General features: G+C 31.6%; 13 protein-coding genes and 1 pseudogene. 12 read left to right on the top strand and 2 right to left on the bottom strand.

Features of this window, described 5'->3' with window-relative positions; all coding sequences use genetic code 11:
• Positions 1-189 precede the first annotated feature (189 nt).
• The 4 genes from parE (at position 190) to KA926_RS03525 (ending at position 7897) form a co-directional block, all read left to right on the top strand.
• Positions 190-2184 (top strand): DNA topoisomerase IV subunit B, encoded by a 1995-nt coding sequence (gene parE, locus KA926_RS03540; RefSeq protein ID WP_210143650.1) that lies wholly within the window; start codon positions 190-192, stop codon positions 2182-2184.
• Complete coding sequence (parC, locus tag KA926_RS03535; RefSeq protein WP_210143624.1) at positions 2181-4583, top strand: DNA topoisomerase IV subunit A; 2403 nt, start codon at positions 2181-2183, stop codon at positions 4581-4583. The genes parE and parC overlap by 4 nt, the downstream gene beginning before the upstream one ends.
• 251 nt (positions 4584-4834) lie before the next feature.
• Positions 4835-6280: a glutamine transporter AlsT gene (gene alsT / locus KA926_RS03530; RefSeq protein WP_107386597.1), complete on the top strand. Its 1446-nt coding sequence runs from the start codon at positions 4835-4837 to the stop codon at positions 6278-6280.
• Positions 6281-6670: 390 nt separating this feature from the next.
• On the top strand, positions 6671-7897 hold the full coding sequence (locus KA926_RS03525) for an AI-2E family transporter (protein ID WP_107384981.1): 1227 nt from the start codon (positions 6671-6673) through the stop codon (positions 7895-7897).
• A 1-nt stretch (position 7898) separates the two neighbouring features.
• Here the strand turns inward: KA926_RS03525 and KA926_RS03520 are convergent.
• Positions 7899-8081: pseudogene (locus KA926_RS03520) on the bottom strand (IS5/IS1182 family transposase); the annotation flags it as partial.
• A gap of 773 nt (positions 8082-8854) precedes the next feature.
• On the opposite strand from KA926_RS03520, the gene mprF reads away from it, so the two are divergent.
• The 7 genes from mprF to KA926_RS03485 all read left to right on the top strand — a co-directional run bounded on the left by mprF (position 8855) and on the right by KA926_RS03485 (position 17538).
• On the top strand, positions 8855-11377 hold the full coding sequence (gene mprF, locus KA926_RS03515) for a bifunctional lysylphosphatidylglycerol flippase/synthetase MprF (RefSeq protein ID WP_210143623.1): 2523 nt from the start codon (positions 8855-8857) through the stop codon (positions 11375-11377).
• Between the two features lie 436 nt (positions 11378-11813).
• Complete coding sequence (locus tag KA926_RS03510) at positions 11814-12380, top strand: hypothetical protein (protein WP_210143622.1); 567 nt, start codon at positions 11814-11816, stop codon at positions 12378-12380.
• 350 nt (positions 12381-12730) lie between these two features.
• Complete coding sequence (locus KA926_RS03505; RefSeq protein WP_210143621.1) at positions 12731-13735, top strand: LacI family DNA-binding transcriptional regulator; 1005 nt, start codon at positions 12731-12733, stop codon at positions 13733-13735.
• A 49-nt stretch (positions 13736-13784) separates the two neighbouring features.
• On the top strand, positions 13785-14174 hold the full coding sequence (gene rbsD / locus KA926_RS03500) for a D-ribose pyranase (RefSeq protein ID WP_210143620.1): 390 nt from the start codon (positions 13785-13787) through the stop codon (positions 14172-14174).
• A gap of 12 nt (positions 14175-14186) precedes the next feature.
• A complete protein-coding gene (locus tag KA926_RS03495; protein WP_210143619.1) occupies positions 14187-15677 on the top strand; it encodes a sugar ABC transporter ATP-binding protein in 1491 nt (496 codons plus the stop codon).
• Positions 15664-16611, top strand: a complete 948-nt coding sequence (locus tag KA926_RS03490) for an ABC transporter permease subunit (RefSeq protein ID WP_107386069.1) — start codon at positions 15664-15666, stop codon at positions 16609-16611. Before KA926_RS03495 ends, KA926_RS03490 begins: the two co-directional genes overlap by 14 nt.
• A gap of 15 nt (positions 16612-16626) precedes the next feature.
• The gene (locus KA926_RS03485) at positions 16627-17538 is read left to right on the top strand and encodes a D-ribose ABC transporter substrate-binding protein (protein ID WP_210143618.1); all 912 of its coding nucleotides are present in this window, start codon (positions 16627-16629) and stop codon (positions 17536-17538) included.
• A 64-nt stretch (positions 17539-17602) separates the two neighbouring features.
• On the opposite strand, the gene msrA is transcribed toward KA926_RS03485, so the two are convergent.
• Entirely contained in the window at positions 17603-18103 is a 501-nt protein-coding gene (gene msrA, locus KA926_RS03480; RefSeq protein ID WP_210143617.1) for a peptide-methionine (S)-S-oxide reductase MsrA, read from the bottom strand.
• Between the two features lie 140 nt (positions 18104-18243).
• Between msrA and KA926_RS03475 the strand changes: the two genes are divergently transcribed.
• Positions 18244-19221, top strand: coding sequence for an LCP family protein (locus tag KA926_RS03475; RefSeq protein WP_107384580.1), 978 nt, complete (start codon positions 18244-18246; stop codon positions 19219-19221).
• The last annotated feature ends 131 nt before the right edge of the window (positions 19222-19352 follow it).

The following is a 19352-nucleotide window of genomic DNA, read 5'->3' as shown; positions in this document are numbered from 1 at the left end:
ATCCTTTAATGACATTAAAATTATTTTACCATATATGACCTCGGTTAGACGAATAAAAATTTATAACTGTAGTAAAACAGGGTTTAAATATTAATTTGATACTTGCAATTTATCAAGATTTATATAAGAATAACTAATGTATAGTTTTAAAAACGAACGTACGTTTGTAGGAGGGCGAAACGATTGGCAATGAACAAACAAAATAAATATTCGGATGATTCCATTCAGGTTTTAGAAGGGCTAGAAGCAGTAAGAAAAAGACCTGGTATGTATATTGGTTCTACCGATAAAAGAGGATTACATCATTTAGTGTATGAAGTTGTCGATAATTCCGTCGATGAAGTATTAAACGGTTTTGGTAATGAAATATTAGTTACAATAAATAAGGACGAAAGTATTACTATAGAAGATGATGGACGTGGGATGCCAACCGGAATTCATACATCGGGTAAACCTACTGTTCAAGTAATATTTACAGTACTTCATGCAGGCGGTAAATTTGGACAAGGTGGATATAAAACTTCAGGTGGTCTACACGGTGTAGGTGCATCAGTTGTAAATGCATTAAGTGAATGGTTAGAAGTAGAAATATACAGAGATGGTGCTATCTATAAACAACTATTTAGTCATGGTGGTGTACCAGCTACTGGATTAGAAAAATTAGGTAAAACTAGAAAAACAGGTACTAAAGTTACCTTTAAACCAGATGCTGAAATTTTCAAATCAGCAACATCTTTTAACTATGATGTGTTGAGCGAACGTTTACAAGAATCAGCATTTTTGCTTAAAAATCTTAGAATTACACTTAAAGATTTGAGAGCTGGCAAAGAAAGAGAAGATGTTTTCCACTATGAAGATGGTATAAAAGAATTTGTGAGTTATGTAAATGAAGGTAAAGAAGTGTTACACGATGTAGCAAACTTTGCTGGCACTGCTAATGATATAGAAGTAGAGGTTGCATTTCAGTATAATGATCAATATTCGGAAAGCATCTTGAGTTTTGTCAATAATGTGCGTACTAAAGATGGCGGCACTCATGAAGTTGGCTTTAAAACAGCAATGACGAGAGTGTTTAATGATTATGCTAGACGTATTAATGAATTAAAAGAAAAAGATAAGAACCTAGATGGTAATGATATAAGAGAAGGTTTGACTGCGATTATTTCAATTCGTATACCTGAGGAATTATTACAATTCGAAGGACAAACTAAGTCTAAATTAGGTACACCTGAAGCCAGAAGTGCAGTAGATTCAGTTGTATCTGAAAAATTACCTTATTATTTAGAAGAAAAAGGACAATTGTCAAAAACCCTCGTTAAAAAAGCATTAAAAGCCCAACAAGCAAGAGAAGCAGCACGTAAAGCAAGAGAAGATGCGCGATCAGGTAAGAAAAACAAGCGAAAAGATACATTATTATCCGGAAAGTTAACACCTGCGCAAAGTAAGAATACAGAGAAAAAAGAATTATATTTAGTTGAGGGTGATTCAGCTGGTGGTTCTGCAAAATTGGGGCGTGACCGGAAATATCAAGCAATTTTACCGTTAAGAGGTAAAGTTATAAACACTGAAAAAGCACGCTTAGAAGATATTTTTAAAAATGAAGAGATTAATACGATTATCCACACAATAGGTGCTGGTGTAGGTAATGAATTTAAATTAGAAGATAGCAATTACAATCGTGTAATTATAATGACAGATGCGGATACGGATGGCGCACATATTCAAGTGCTTTTATTAACATTCTTCTTTAAATATATGAAACCTTTAGTAGAAGCAGGTAGAGTATTTATAGCATTACCTCCATTGTATAAACTGGAAAAAGGTAAGGGTGCTTCTAAAAAAATAGAATATGCATGGACAGATGAAGAATTAGAAAAACTACAAAAGAAATTAGGTAAAGGATTTAGTTTGCAGCGTTATAAAGGTTTAGGGGAAATGAACGCTGATCAATTATGGGAAACAACAATGAACCCAGATACAAGAACGCTGATTCGAGTACAAGTTGATGATGAATTACGTTCATCGAAACGCGTAACAACTTTAATGGGAGACAAAGTAGCTCCTAGACGTGAATGGATTGAAAAACATGTTGAATTTGGTCTTCAAGAAGATCAAAGCATTCTGGATAACAATGAAATTCAAATACTAGAGCAGGATTATTCTAATGAGGAGGAAATGAATTGAGTGAAATAATTCAAGATTTGTCGCTGGAAGATGTTATTGGCGACCGATTTGGTAGATATAGTAAATACATCATTCAAGAGCGTGCATTACCAGATGTTCGTGATGGGCTTAAACCTGTTCAAAGACGTATTTTATACGCTATGTATTCTAGTGGTAATACATTTGATAAAAATTTCCGTAAAAGTGCAAAAACTGTCGGTGATGTTATCGGACAATATCACCCTCATGGTGATTTATCTGTATATGATGCTATGGTTCGTTTGAGTCAAGATTGGAAATTGCGACATGTGCTGATAGAAATGCAAGGTAATAATGGTAGTATTGATAACGACCCAGCAGCTGCTATGCGTTATACTGAAGCGAAATTAAGCAGAATCTCAGAAGAGTTATTAAGAGATATTAATAAAGAAACTGTACCATTTATGCCTAACTACGATGATACGACAATGGAACCAATGGTATTACCTGCTAGACTGCCACATTTGTTAATCAATGGAAGTACAGGTATATCTTCAGGTTATGCTACGGATATACCTCCGCATAATCTTGCTGAAGTTATTCAAGCAACATTGAAGTATATAGATAATCCAAACATCACTGTTAGTCAGTTGATGAAGTATATCAAAGGTCCCGATTTTCCTACAGGTGGTATTATTCAAGGGATTGATGGTATTAAGAAAGCTTATGAAACAGGAAAAGGTAAAATTGTTGTTCGCTCTAAAGTCGATGTCGAAGAATTGAGAAATGGTAGAAAAGAACTCATCGTTACTGAATTACCTTATGAAGTTAACAAAAGTTCACTTGTTAAAAAGATGGATGAACTGCGAGCAGATAAAAAAGTAGATGGTATTGTAGAAGTACGTGACGAAACAGACCGTACAGGACTGCGAATTGCCATTGAATTAAAGAAAGATGTCAATAGCGAAGCGGTTGCTAATTTTTTATATAAAAACACAGACTTACAAGTTGCATATAATTTTAATATGGTAGCAATCAGTGACGGTCGTCCACTTCTTATGGGTGTTCGTCAATTTATAGACAGTTATCTCAATCATCAGATTGATGTAGTTACTAAACGTACACGTTTTGAATTAGATAATGCAGAAAGTAGAATGCATATTGTAGAAGGTCTAATGAAAGCTTTGTCAATTTTAGATGAAGTTATTAAACTCATTAGAAATTCAAAAAATAAAAAAGACGCTAAAGTTAATTTGGTTTCTGAGTTTGATTTTACAGAAGCACAAGCTGAAGCTATTGTTACGTTGCAACTATATCGTCTGACAAATACAGATATAGTACAATTACAAGAAGAACATGATGAATTAAAAGCTAAAATTGCACATTTAAAAAATATTTTAGATAACCATGATGCTTTGTTAAATGTTATCAAAGAAGAATTGGGAGAAATAAAAAATAAATATAAACAACAACGTTTATCTACTATAGAAGCTGAAATCAGTGAAATCAAAATTGACAAAGAGGTCATGGTGCCAAGCGAAAATGTGATTATGAGTATTACGAAACATGGTTATATAAAACGAACATCGTTACGTAGCTTTAATGCCAGTGGTGTAGAAGAGCTAGGTGTAAAAGATGGGGATACAATGCTCAAATATCAAGAAGTAAATACATTAGATACAGCATTAATATTCACTAATAAAGGCAGACATCTTTATATACCAGTTCATAAACTTTCAGAGATTAAATGGAAAGATTTAGGACAACATGTATCACAGATTGTGCCTATTGATGAAGGCGAGCACGTTATAGATGTTTATTGTGAAAGTGATTTTAAACCAGATGTATTTTATATTTTAGCTACGCGAAATGGCATGATTAAGAAAAGTAATGTCTCTATGTTTAAAACGTCAAGATACAATAAACCACTTGTCTCTATGAAACTAAAAGATAATGATGAAGTGATCAATGTAATGAGATTAGATGAACCACAAACGATTACTGTTTTAACACACAAAGGGATGTCATTAACATACAGTAGTGAAGAGTTATCAGATACTGGACTAAGAGCCGCTGGTGTTAAATCTATTAACCTTAAAAGTGAGGACTATGTTGTGTTAACACAAATCGTTAATGAAAATAACACGATCTTGATGGCGACTCAACGTGGTTCACTAAAACGCATAAGATTTAATATTTTACAAAATGCTAAACGTGCACAACGCGGTATCACATTATTAAAAGAGCTTAAAAAAATACCGCATCGCATCGTAGCAGCTAACGTTGTTCAGCCGGATCATACAACTTATACAGTATATTCAAAACAACATGAAGAAAGCGGCAATATTAAAGATATTCATTTATCGGAACAATATACCAATGGTAGCTTTGTAGTAGATGTTAAAGAATTTGGTGAAGTTGTTAATATGATCGTTAAATAACACTAGTTTTAAAATTTTGTTAGTAAATACAACAATATAATGATAAAATACCTATAAGGTGTAACAAAAATGAAGCAAGAGATTTATAGTAATGTGAAAAGGTGCTGTGCAAAGCTTGATGATAAGTACTTCACCGATTCATTTATTTTCATGTCTACATAAGCATTGGATTTTGTTTATAAACATGAATGAAACTATAAATCTCTTGATTTTACTATGAAAATTAATTTGTATAGATGAGAGGGATTAAATTGAGCAATTTTGATAGTTTGATTCCGGATTGGTTCAAAGCATTTGTTCAAGTCGGGAATGATTTAATCTGGTCACAATACTTAATTGGACTTTTAATTACAGCAGGTATATTTTTTACCATTGGATCTAAGTTCGTACAATTAAGATGGATACCGGAAATGTTTCGAGCAATTGGTGAAAAACCTGAAACATTAGAAAATGGAAAAAAAGGGATTTCACCATTCCAAGCATTTGCAATTAGTGCAGGTTCTCGTGTTGGTACTGGTAATATTGCCGGTGTTGCGACAGCAATTGTGTTAGGAGGCCCTGGTGCAGTATTCTGGATGTGGATTATTGCTTTTATCGGAGCAGCCAGTGCATTTATTGAAGCGACGCTTGCGCAAGTGTATAAGGTGCCTGATGAAGAAGGTGGTTATCGTGGTGGACCAGCTTATTACATAACTAAAGGACTCAACCAAAAATGGTTAGGTGTTGTTTTTGCGGTATTAATTACAGTGACATTTGCATTTGTTTTTAATACAGTACAATCAAACACAATAGCTGAATCATTAAAAACGCAATATAATGTAAGCCCTATTGTTACTGGTATAATCTTAGCTATTGTTACTGCTATTATTATATTTGGAGGCGTAAGAAGTATTGCAACATTATCTTCTATAATTGTGCCTGTGATGGCAATTATTTATATAGGTTTAGTTGCTGTAATATTAATATTCAACTATGATCAAATCATACCAATGATTGCAACTATTGTTAAAAATGCATTTGGATTTGAACAAGCAACTGGAGGCGCTGTTGGTGCAGCTGTTCTTCAAGGTATTAAACGTGGTTTGTTCTCAAACGAAGCTGGTATGGGTTCTGCGCCAAATGCTGCTGCTACAGCTGCTGCGCCACACCCAGTTAAACAAGGTTTGATCCAATCATTAGGCGTATTCTTTGATACGATGTTAGTATGTACGGCAACGGCGATAATGATTTTATTATATACTGGATTGGAATTTGGAGAGAATGCAGCACAAGGCGTTGCAGTTACACAATCTGCATTGAATGAACATTTAGGTAGTGCAGGTGGTATTTTCTTAACGATTGCGATTACTTTATTTGCATTTTCTTCTGTTATCGGTAATTATTATTATGGTCAATCGAACATGGAATTTTTATGGGAAAATAAAACTGTATTATTTATTTTCAGATGTTTAGTTGTTGTACTTGTCTTCGTTGGCGCAGTTGTGAAAACTGAAACGGTATGGAGTACGGCAGATGTATTTATGGGTCTAATGGCGATTGTCAACTTAGTAGCTATTATTGGTTTATCTAACATTGCTTTCGCAGTTATGAATGATTACCAACGTCAACGTAAAGCCGGCAAAAAGCCTGTATTTAAACCTGAAGAGTTAGAAATCAACTTGTTCGGTATTGAGAGTTGGGGAATGAAGAAAAAATAATCTTGTTTAAATATTAGTGTAAAGATTTAAATGTTTCTTTATTATCATATTTTCTTTAATATTAATTTATATATAGGCAGTAATATAAAGTTATGTTAAACATTTGATTTTATATTACTGCTTTTTAATATACACTGTAATGCTTTAGTCCATAATATTTATATACTATCAATACATTTTTTATTCGTAGTTGTTATTATGAATTATGGGTGTTTAGTTAATTTTTAATAAAACATGGCAAAATATATGTTTGGGAAATGGTCATTGTGTTATGATTAACATTAGTTATTTTAAATATTAAACGTTATGTATTGTGTCACAAAAGTGCATAATTTTTTTATTATGCACTAAAAGACCAATATATTTTGAAAAATAAGGTTTGGTGATGTTATGTCAAATGAAGATAATTTAAAGCAAGAAACAGAATCTAAGAAAAGTAAGTTAAAATTAAGTTTCCCCGAAACGCGGTTTATGAAGTTTTTAGGAGGCAAAGATTTAGTTTTTGCTTTGCTTATATTGATATTTATTGGCTGTGCTATTTTTATATTTGATCAAGTTTCTTATATTTTTAAACCATTTATAATTGTTTTTAATACAATTGTAGCACCGATCATTGTATCGATTATATTATATTATTTATTTAACCCATTAGTTAACTTGATGGAACGATATAATATATCAAGACTTTGGGGTGTGATTATATTATTCTTAGTCATTATTGGTGTGATTGCGTTAGCTATTAATTTATTAATACCTGTGATTGGCGCTCAGTTTAAAAGTTTTGGAAATAACTTCCCATACTATGTAGATAAGGTTAATAAATTTATAGATAGTGTAACGAAATACTCTTTAATTTCTAATTTTTATGGACAAATTCAAGATCAATTAGATTCATTGGCGAAAAAATTACCTTCAATGGTGAGTGATTATTTTAATGGTTTTGGTTCTAAAGTTAAAAATTTTGCTGAAGCTTTAGTAAATGTTGGCGTTGTGATTGCTACAACACCATTTGTTTTATTCTTTATGTTAAAAGACGGGCACCGCTTCAAAGAATTTTCAACAAATTTGATGCCGCCTAAATTTAGAAAAGATTTTCATGATTTATTAGATAAAATGAGTCTACAAGTTGGTTCTTATATCCAAGGACAAATTATCGTATCGTTCTGTATTGGTATATTATTATTTATTGGGTATAGTATCATCGGTTTAGACTACAGTTTAATTTTAGCTTCAATCGCTGCAGTCACAAGTGTTGTTCCATATATTGGTCCGACGATTGCGATTTCACCAGCTATTATAATTGCTTTAATTACTTCACCGATTATGTTGCTGAAGTTAGTGGTTGTTTGGACAGCTGTTCAATTTATTGAAGGGCATTTCATTTCTCCGAATATCATGGGTAAAACATTGAAAATTCATCCATTGACAATTATATTCATCTTACTAAGTGCAGGTAATTTATTAGGTGTTGTCGGTGTTATTTTAGGTATTCCTGCATATGCGATATTGAAAGTATTAGTTTCGCATTTATTTACCATGTACAAACGTCGTTATAATAAATATTATGGTGATGATGCAGGGGAATATGAAATTACTTCTGATGAAGAAATTCGTTGATTTAAAATTTAAACAATGTATTATAAGGCTGAGACATAAGGTTCTTGGTCAAGTAAAAAAAGGCAATTTCTATTGAAATAATATAGAAATTGTCTTTTTCATTATTGTTTTGACTATTGATAGCTTGTTGAGCTATTACTTTTCTTATATTAAGTGCCATCAATACAAAGCCAAGTTCTCTTTTGACGTGTTTACTTTCTTAACCGAATACATTTTTAGGGGTTGTTTCAACGAGTTCATTCACATGTCGTGACATATCACTTATAGCGATTTTGTAACGTGCGGACGCCCGGGAAATGATATGAGCGAGAGACTACAGGCTCGAGCCATATCCCAGGCAAGCATGCACAATCAAAATCGTAAGATTTTTATTTAAAATGGACTCATCCATCATGTGTAATCATATTAAGTTATATCATTTGGTGAAATTAAAATTATAAATTTCTAGCAGTTGTATATGTTAAATCATGTTTTTTAATATTATAAAACAGTTACTTCTTTAAATAATAAATACGAAAATTTTTCCATTGTTTTAAAACACATCACTCATAGCGATTTTGTAACGTGCGGACGTCCGGGGAAATGATATGAGCGAGAGACTACAGGCTCGAGCCATATCCCCAGGCAAGCATGCACGATCAAAATCGTAGTATTTTAAATATAAAGAGGACCAATCCATATTAAGGATTGGCCCTCTTATTTTGAGAATGGGGATTTATGTTCCAATCTCTTTTATGATTGACAAGATGGGATGAAATATTCATTTTAAGTGAATTAGCTTCCCGTTCTGCTCATTTTTATTTTGTTTATAAGATGATTCCATGTGTAAACTTTTAAACGAAGTATACAGAGTCTAACAATATTGTAATATATAACGTGTATAAGAATTATTTATTAAAAATAAAAATTGTGCTATATTTTAAATATTATATGAATATAGAAAAGTGATGTGAACACATGTCAAAGAAGTTAGGAAATAAAATATTAACAATAATGAAAGTTATATTTGCACTTTCGTTATTTATATTAGTTGCTTTTACGTTATATAAAGAATTAGCGAATATAAATTTAAAAGAAACGATTCATTCTTTAAAAGATATTAATAGTGTATGGTTGGTTGTGTTGTTTATGAGTGGCGGCTTAGCTATATTGATTTTATCGATGTATGATGTAATTTTAGCTAAGGTATTACATTTGAAAATTTCTTTCGTTAAAACCGTACGTATAGGATATATTGTAAATGCTTTGAATGCAGTATTGGGTTTTGGAGGATTTATAGGAGCGAGCGTAAGATTTTTATTATATAAAGATACTACGGAAGATAAAAAAGGATTACTACACACTATTTCTATTGTTTTAATCTCTATGTTGACTGGTTTGAGTATGCTCTCTATTTTAGTAGTATTTCATGTATTTGATGTTAGGCATATATTTAGTCCATTCCCTTGGGTTAGATGGTTAATGTATATTGTAGCATTATTTTTGCCGATCTTTATTTTCTTTACAATTTGGAAACCAGTCAATAAAAACAGTAAACTGACTGGGATATATTGCACCATTGTTTCTAGTATTGAATGGATGATTGCTGCTTTAGTGTTATACATGGCACTGTTAATTGTTGGTATACATGTGCATTTTCCTGTATTCATGGGGATATTTATCATTGGCGCTTTATCTGGGTTAATGAGTTTCATTCCTGGAGGATTTGGAACATTTGATTTGGTACTATTACTAGGATTGAAAAGTTTAAACATTCCAGAAGAGAAAATTGTTTTAGCTTTATTACTCTACAGGTTAGCTTATTACCTATTTCCTGTTTTAATTGCACTTATTCTCTCAACATTTGAATTCAGAAATACTGCAAAACGTTATTGGGATGACTCTAAAATTATGATACCTGTCAAAGATATGTCATCACTTCTAGCATCTTATCAAAAAGATATTTTAACAAGAATTCCAGCGTTTTCCATTGCATTATTACTTTTATTTACGAGTATTTTATTTTTCTTTAATAACATTACAATTATTTATGATGGGCTATATAGTAACAATCATGCGTTTTATTATATTATAGCGTCTATCCATACTAGTGCATGTTTATTATTATTGTTAAATGTGATTGGTGTATATCATTTATCTAAGAGAGCACTTTTGTTCGCTATCTGTTCAATCATCATTATATTTAGCGTCACAGTTTATACTTATCCTTCTTTGATTCTTTTGAGTTGGTTAATAACTATGTTCGTAATGCTTGTTTTATTTTATAGAAGTGCACGCGTCATAAAGCGTCCATTTAGATATACGAAACTATTGTCTAGTGTAATCATAGGCGCACTAGTGTTGTTCATAAACCATGTGTTTATAAAGAATACATTTTATACTTTAGATATTTATCATTTAGAAGTAGATACCTCTCTTTTAAGATATTATTTTTGGTTCACAATTATTACGGTAGTTATTATAGTAAGTGTTATTGTGTGGTGGTTTGAAGCAAGATTTAAATCTGCAGGCAGTGATCACAATCTAGAGCAATGTGAAACAATCATTCAAAAATTTGGCGGGAATTATTTAAGTCATCTAATTTATAGTGGCGATAAGAAGTTTTTCTTTAATGAACAGCAAGACGCATTTGTGATGTATCGTTATAAACGAAATGCATATATTGTTTTGGGTGATCCTATCGGAAATAGTGCATCGTTCCATGAGTTGCTTGAAACATTTTATAATGAAGCACACTATTTAGGTTACGATATTATTTTTTATCAAGTAACTGACAAATATATGTCAATTTACCATGATTTTGGAAATCAATTTTTTAAATTAGGTGAAGAAGCCATTATTGATTTATCAACTTTCACTACTTCAGGAAAAAAGAAGCGCGGTTTGCGTGCTACCTTGAACAAACTAGAAGATTTGGGTTGTAATTTTGAGATGTTAGAACCGCCTTTTTCACAAAACATATTTGATGAATTGAAACAAATAAGTGATGATTGGTTATCAGGCTCTACAGAAATGCAATTTTCAGTAGGAAATTTTAGTGAACATTATATATCACAGGCGCCGATTGGAGTCATTAGAGATAAAGAAAAAGTTATTATTGGTTTTTGTACATTTATGCCTGTGAATGACAATTCGACATTATCTATTGATTTAATTCGTTGGAAATCAGATGCTTCCTTACCACTGATGGATAGTTTATATCTGCATATGCTATTATGGGCTAAAGCAAATCATTATCAATACTTTAATATGGGCATGGCCACACTGTCTAATGTAGGTAAAGTACCGTTTTCATTTTACAGAGAAAGACTTGCTGGTAGAATATTTGAGCATTTCAATGGCTTATATAGATTTCAAGGTTTAAGACGTTATAAAGAAAAGTTCAATCCCAACTGGCAACCAAGATTTTTAGTATATCGTAAAGGAAATTCATTATGGGTAAGTATGACAAAAGTCATGCGCGTAATTAGAAAAAAATAATAAAAAACAACCAACAATCCCGTTAATGATTGTTGGTTGTTTTTTGGAGTTATAGCTTTTAATGGTTTTTGTAGTCAATGCCGGAGAAGTTATTAACTACTTTTTAATAAACTAACTATATACTTTCTAAATATCATTTTGACTCTAACTATATTTATGAATTTCTAGTTACCCCTTTGTCCAAGGTGTAAATATAATATATCATCAATAGAAAACGCTTTCAATACTATAATATCATCTCATGTGAATAAAAATTGACATTTTATATAGTTAATTTCATTTTGAAACTTAAATGTATTTTTACATCGGATTAAAGTTAATATTTGCAATTTGAATTATTATCATTTGTTATATTATTAAAATACATTCAATATTTTAAGATTATGTAGTAACATGTAAATATTAATGCTTGCAGTGTGCGCAATGGGGTGAAAAAATGAAAAAAGTTATCGTTTGTTTGGTATTAATAATACTTTTAGTTGCGTTAACGTTATCAATTAAGTCGTTATATGATACCATACACACAAATTACAAAGGTTCGAACCAATCTGCTCAAAATGAAAAGTTTAAAAAGGAAAAAAATCCAAAGTATAAAATACCTAAGATTAATGTATTATCGCAACAATTCAGTGAAAATTTCATGAATAGTGATGTAAGAAATCATTATATGCATATTTCAATAGGTATGCACAAGCGTAAAGTTGAAACATATTTTGGTGATAGTGAAAATATAATACAAATTGCTAATGTGAAAGCACATAAATATGGTAACATTGCAGTTTTGTTTAAAAATGATAAAGTTCAACGAATTTTTGTTGTTCCTGATAATGTTACTGTTGAATCATTTGCTCAAGTACATGGTCAAAGAACATTTAATAGTCATAATCGCACGATAATATATGATGATAATCCATCTAATCATTTTTCTGTTAAAGTATATTTTGATTCAAATGAAAAAGTGACGGCAATAGAAAATATAGATCAAATATCTACTATAGAATAGATATTAATGAACGTGGACATAATGTTCATTATCAACTTTAAGGACTTATCCGAATTAACAGGATGAGTCTTTTTTTATTTGAATTTATATGAGGTGAAAGAATTGCGGTTTTCAAGAAAATGATGAAATTATCACTTAATTAAAGTAAATGAAGGTTCGAGTACGTCTTTATTTAATATAACTAATAGCGCAATAGTTTATAAAATGGTAAGATATTTATATTTTTGGTCCGATTAGTATAAACCAACGCTTTTGTGCTATATAAATAAATTAATAAAAACATGGAATATAAAGTAATATAAAAATTAAAATTTCAAATAAACTACCAAAATATAAATTATTATGATAATATGAAAACGGTTACAAAAATAGAGGTGATTTTTATAGTAACAATAAAAGAGGTAGCTAAATTAGCGGGTTGTTCTGTAGCAACGGTATCTAGAGTTATCAATAATAATGGATATGTAAAAGCTCAAACAAAAACACAAATTGAACGTGCGATTCATGAGCTTAACTATCAACCTAATGAAGCAGCACGTACATTATATAAACGTAAGTCAAAAATGATTGGTTTATTATTGCCAGATATCAGTAATCCTTTTTTTACATTGATAGCGAGAGGTGTTGAAGATATAGCGCTTGCGCATGGTTTTCAAGTTTTAATTGGCAATAGTGACAACGATGTTGATAAGGCTAAAAATTATCTATCTACTTTCAATGCTTATAATTGTGTAGGCGTGATTGCTACAGCATTTGCTGATGATCAAATCGAAAAGTTATTAGTATCACAAGGTATTCATTATGTATTTGTAGATCGTGTTAAAGATGAAGGTAATGGTATTTCTATGAATCATTTTGAAGGCGGACAATTACAAGCTCGGCTTGTGTTAGAAGGTAAGCCAAAAAATATTTTGATTCTTCATTTAGATTTGAATATTGGTGCATTTAAATTGAGAATAGATGGCATTAAACAAGAATTGAACAATTATGATGTAAGTTATTACGATTGTTCAGCCGAGACTTTAAAAAATAAAAGTGCATTTATTTCATTAGTTAAAGATTTACATATTGATAGTATTATATGTAGCAATGATGTACTTGCAATTGAAACAATGGGACTTATTCAGCAATTTCAATTGAAAGTTCCTGAAGAGATTCAAATTGTGGGTTATGACAATATACCTTTTTCTGCAATGACATTTCCTCAAATTGCAACTATTGATCAGTCCGCGTATTTTTTAGGACAACAAGCGGTATCAATTTTATTGAAATTAAATAAAAACTGTGTAGTGAATCAACAAGATCATACGTTAAAGTTATCTACTAAACGCAGAGGTAGTATTAGATTTGAGTAATAATATGTAACGGGTTACATAAAATATGATTTAACGAAAGGGGATTTAAATGTATAAAACAGGTATTTTAAACAGCGAAATTTCTAAGGTATTAAGTAATTTAGGGCATACAGATAAAATTATCATTGCTGATTGTGGATTACCAGTACCAGATGGTGTTAAAAAAATAGATTTAGCATTAACTTTTGGACACCCTTCATTTGAAGAAGTATTTAATTTAGTTAAAGCACATATGAAAATTGAACAGCTTACTATTGCAAATGAAATGATCAAACAAAATAGTGAGTTATATGTGAAATTATTAGCTGAAAATATTGATATGGTCACGGAATCCCATGAAGATTTAAAAATGTATAGTAAGGATGTTAAAGCAATTATAAGAACAGGTGAAGCGACACCTTACGCAAATGCAATTTTATCAAGCGGTGTTTTATTTTAAGGGGTGAAAAATATGATAACGATGAATCAAATTCATAAATCATTTGGTCAAAATGATGTCTTAAGAGGTGTTGATTTTGAAATCAATGATGCAGAAATACATGCCTTAATGGGTGAAAATGGTGCAGGTAAGAGTACGCTCATGAAAATATTAACAGGTGTATATAACGCTGATAGCGGTAATGTGTTAGAAAACGGTCAACCTATTCATTTTAAAAATACGATGGATGCTGAACAAAACGGTGTGTCATTTATACAGCAAGAATTAAATATTTGGCCAAATCTTACCGTGCTTGAAAATTTATTTTTAGGAAAAGAAGAAACAAAAGTTTTTGGCATTGTTGATAATAAAAAAATGAAACAACGTGCTTTGGCTATTTTCAAAAAATTAAATATTGATATCGATTTAAACCGCATGGCAGGTACTTTATCAGTCGGCATGCAACAGATGCTCGAAATCAGTAAAGCATTAATGGAAAAATCGAAAATCATTATCATGGATGAGCCTACTGCAGCCCTGACAAATAACGAAATAAATACGTTGTTTGAACAAATCAAAAATTTAAAAAAAGAAGGCGTTTCTTTTATATATATATCGCATAGAATGGAAGAAATTTTTGCAATCTCAGATCGTATTACAGTAATGAGGGATGGTCGTTCGATATTAACTAAAGAAACTCAAAATACGACGCATGCTGAGATAGTAAAATCTATGATTGGTAGAGATTTAGATAATCAATACCCTGTTAGACAATATCGTCAAGGTGATGTTGTGCTTTCTGTTGAAAATTTGGATTCGGCTGAACATCATTTAAAACATATTCATTTTGATTTACATAAAGGCGAAATACTTGGTTTTAGTGGTTTGATGGGTGCCGGTCGTTCAGAAATTATGAGAGTACTTTTTGGCTTAGATAAAGGGAATAAATCGGTGAAACTTAACAATAAGCAATTACAGATTCAAAATCCTAACCAATCCATTTCACAAGGTCTGGCTTTTATCACTGAAAATAGAAAAGAAGAAGGTTTAGTTTTACAGGATTCAATTTTAGAAAACATTACATTACCTGCTTTGAAAAGTTTTTCAAGTTCTGGTTTTTTAACACAACATGCTATGGAACAATATTCAGAACAAATGGTTCAGCGTTTAAATATTAAAGGCAAAATAGGAGATACTTGTGGCAATTTATCAGGTGGTAATCAACAGAAAGTAGTTTTAGCTAAATGGATTGCGACTGCACCACACGTGTTAATACTAGATGAACCAACACGAGGCATTGATGTAGGTGCTAAACGTGAGATATACCAATTGATGCATGAATTAACTGACCGAGGTATGTCTATTATTATGATTTCATCAGAACTACCAGAGATTATAGGTATGAGTGATAGAGTTGCGGTTGTACATGAAGGGTCCATTGCAGGAATATTAGAGGGTTCAGCTATCACAGAAGAACGTATTATGACTTTAGCTACAGGAGGAAAATTAAATGAAACAGTCTAAATTATCATTTTCTTATTCGTATTTGGAAAAAATTATACCTTTTATTGGGTTAATACTATTAGTTGTTATTATTAGTATATTAAATAGTGCTTTTTTAGAACCTTCTAACTTATTTAATTTATTAAGACAAGTTTCTATTAATGGTTTGATTGCATTTGGCATGACTTTCGTAATATTGACTGGAGGCATTGATTTATCAGTAGGTTCAACGTTAGCGTTATCTAGTGCTTTTGTAGCGATTTTAATGGTTTCAGGTATGGATTCTATTGTAGCTTTATTCATGGGTTGTATATTTGGTGCGATTTTGGGAGCTGTGAACGGCTTACTCATCACGATAGGTAAAATGGCACCTTTCATTGCAACACTAGCTACAATGACTGTATTCAGGGGACTAACGCTTGTCATTACAGATGGAAATCCCATTACAAATTTAAATGGTAGTTATGCATTTCAATTATTTGGTAGAGGCTATTTTTTAGGTATTCCAGTACCAGCTGTCACAATGTTTATTACATTTATCATATTATATATTGTGCTACATAAAACCGTATTTGGTAGACAGACTTATGCTATGGGTGGTAATGAAAAAGCAGCATTTATTTCAGGAATTAAAGTTAATAAAATCAAAATAATGATTTATAGTTTAGCCGGCTTAATGTCAGCTATGGCAGGATCAATTTTAACTTCACGTTTAAATTCAGCACAACCAACAGCAGGGATGTCCTATGAATTGGATGCCATTGCAGCAGTTGTACTAGGAGGAACTTCTTTAACTGGTGGTAAAGGTCGTATTGTTGGAACATTAATTGGTGTGTTAATTATTGGTGTTTTGAACAATGGTTTGAATTTACTAGGTGTATCTTCATTTTACCAACAAGTGGTAAAAGGTGTCGTTATTATCATTGCAGTACTGATAGATAGAAAAAATAAATAATTGGAGGTGTTGATATTGAAAAAACTTTTTATAACTACAATAACTATTTTATTATTTTTAGCAGGTTGTTCTCTAGAATCACCTATAGAAAAAAATGATAATGGTAAAGTAGATAAGAAAAAATCTGATGTTGTTATTGGTGTGAGTATTTCTACCTTAAATAACCCTTTCTTTGTGAAAATTAAAGATGGCATTGAGAAAGAGGCAAAGAAACAAGGTGTCAAAGTTAAGTTTGCAGATGCTCAAGATGATGCAGCGAAACAAGCTAATGATATTGATGATTTAATACAACAAAAAGTGGATTACCTGATTGTAAATCCAACAGATTCTGATGCGATATCAGGTAGTATCCAAATCGCGAATGATGAGGCAATACCAGTTATTACATTAGACCGAGATGTAGCTAAAGGGGATGTTGCATCATTTATTGCTTCCGATAATATCAAAGGCGGTGAAATGGGTGGCGAACTCATTGTCGATGAATTAGGTGAAGATGCGAAAGTAGCGGAACTTGAGGGCGTTCCTGGTGCCAGTGCTACACGTGAACGTGGTAAAGGTTTCCATAACGTCGCAGATAAATCACTTGATGTAGTTTCCAAACAAAGCGCTAAGTTTAATAGAACAGAAGGTTTAAATGTAACACAAAATATTATTCAAGCTCATCCTGATATCAAAGCTATTTTTGCTCAAAATGATGAAATGGCTTTAGGGGCAGTAGAAGCGATAGGAAATAAGGATATTAAAGTCGTTGGTTTTGATGGTAATGAAGATGCGATAAAATCTGTTGAAAAGGGTAAGTTGTTTGCTACAGTTGCGCAACAACCTAATTTGATGGGAGAAGAAAGTATTAAAACAATAATGAATTTATATAATGGTAAAAAGGTTGAGAAAAAGAATAAAATACCTTTAGAAATGAAACGACAATAAGTTATTTTGAAGTTTGAGTAATAAATAAAAACCGGATGCAAAAGGCACCGGTTTTTTTATGTGCTTACTTATATTTTTGACGTTCTTGCTGTTCTTGAGCATATCGTTCAGGGTTTTTCTTATAAAAATTTTGATGCTCTTTTTCAGCTTCATAAAATGTAGAAGCGGGTAATATTTTTGTAGCAATAGCTTTTTCTTTATCTATACTTTGTTTTAATTGTTCTACATAATCTTCAGCCACCGCTTTTTGGTCTTCATTTGTATAAAAAATTGCTGTCTTATATTGTGACCCTCTATCTTGAAATTGTCCACCTTCATCAGTTGGATCTATTACAGAAAAGAATATTTCTAATAATTTATTGTAGGAAAATAGAGCGACATCATACTCTATTTCAACTGTTTCGTAATGCCCGGTGTTACCCGTTTTAACTTCTTCATACGACGGATTATCTGTATGACCTCCCATGTAACCAGAAGTCACTTTCTCAATACCTTCAAATGTGTCGAAAGGCTTGACCATACACCAAAAGCAACCTCCAGCGAAGTATGCCTTGTTTATATTCATGTTTAACATCCTTTCCATATTAGACCTTAGTACCATATATTAAGATATCACTTGATTTTTATTCAGTTTTTATATAACTTTAATATATGTTAATTATAGTACATAGCAGTGCAATTTTGAAGATATAAGGTTGATTACATATGAATGAACACAAACACAGTAGTAAAGAAAGTGCAAACACAGAAGAACAACCGACGATGCGTAGGACAAAAAAGAAGAAATTAAAAAAATTTCCGATTGTAATTTTAATCATTGTAATTATTTTAGCCATTATAGTTGGTTATTCTGTTCATGGTTATAAATCAGGTATTGAATACGCAAAAGATCATGGCAAAACGCTCAAGCAACATAAATTTAATGGTGCTAAAAAAAATGATGGAAAAATTACGATTATGGTCTTAGGTGCAGATAAAGAGCAAGGTGGTATTTCTAGAACCGACTCAATTATGATTGCACAATATGATTATATTCATAAAAAGATGAAGATGATGTCTGTAATGCGAGATATTTATGCAGATATACCTGGCAATGGGCAACATAAAATTAATTCAGCTTATTCTATCGGTGGACCTGAATTATTACGACAAACATTAAAGAAAAACTTAGGTATAGACCCTGAGTATTATGCAATACTTGATTTTACCGGTTTTGAAAAAATGATTGATGAACTGGAACCTAATGGTGTACCGATTGATGTTGAAAAAGATATGTCTAAAAATATAGGTGTATCGCTTAAAAAAGGTCATCATCGATTAAATGGTAAAGAATTATTAGGTTATGCTAGATTCAGACATGATGAAGAAGGCGATTTCGGGCGTGTAAGACGTCAGCAACAAGTCATGCAATCACTTAAACAAGAATTGGCTAGTTTAGACACGCTACCTAAATTACCTAGAGTTGCAGGTATTTTAAGAGGTTATTTAAATACGAATATGCCAGATTCTGCGCTCATCCAAACTGGTTTGAATTTTGGAATACGTGGTGATAAAAAAGTAGAGTCTATCACTTTACCTGTATCAAACACTTATCAAGATATCCAGTCACCAATGGATGGCAGCGCACTAGAAATCGATAAAGCCAAAAATAAAGAAGAAGTACAGAAATTTTTAAATGAATGATGATTAAAAGCATTCATTTAAACGTAAATGAAATATAAATCTCATACTTAAAAAGGGCTAATCCGTTTTCAAAAGGATTAGCCCTTTTTTATTTGATAACTTGCGATTTTGACCGTGCATGCTTGCCTGGG

This window comes from Staphylococcus sp. GDY8P94P (genome assembly GCF_017892255.1).
GTDB lineage: Bacteria > Bacillota > Bacilli > Staphylococcales > Staphylococcaceae > Staphylococcus > Staphylococcus cohnii.
The sequence above is the reverse complement of the archived record's forward strand: the minus strand, read 5'-3'. Positions and strand labels throughout refer to the sequence as shown.

Coding starts and splice junctions, on each gene's coding strand:
- parE (WP_210143650.1), top strand. CDS start 190: ATGAACAAACAAAATAAATATTCGGATGATTCCATTCAGGTTTTAGAA.
- KA926_RS03525 (WP_107384981.1), top strand. CDS start 6,671: ATGTCAAATGAAGATAATTTAAAGCAAGAAACAGAATCTAAGAAAAGT.
- mprF (WP_210143623.1), top strand. CDS start 8,855: ATGTCAAAGAAGTTAGGAAATAAAATATTAACAATAATGAAAGTTATA.
- KA926_RS03510 (WP_210143622.1), top strand. CDS start 11,814: ATGAAAAAAGTTATCGTTTGTTTGGTATTAATAATACTTTTAGTTGCG.
- KA926_RS03505 (WP_210143621.1), top strand. CDS start 12,731: ATGAAAACGGTTACAAAAATAGAGGTGATTTTTATAGTAACAATAAAA.
- rbsD (WP_210143620.1), top strand. CDS start 13,785: ATGTATAAAACAGGTATTTTAAACAGCGAAATTTCTAAGGTATTAAGT.
- KA926_RS03495 (WP_210143619.1), top strand. CDS start 14,187: ATGATAACGATGAATCAAATTCATAAATCATTTGGTCAAAATGATGTC.
- KA926_RS03490 (WP_107386069.1), top strand. CDS start 15,664: ATGAAACAGTCTAAATTATCATTTTCTTATTCGTATTTGGAAAAAATT.
- msrA (WP_210143617.1), bottom strand. CDS start 18,103: ATGAATATAAACAAGGCATACTTCGCTGGAGGTTGCTTTTGGTGTATG.
- KA926_RS03475 (WP_107384580.1), top strand. CDS start 18,244: ATGAATGAACACAAACACAGTAGTAAAGAAAGTGCAAACACAGAAGAA.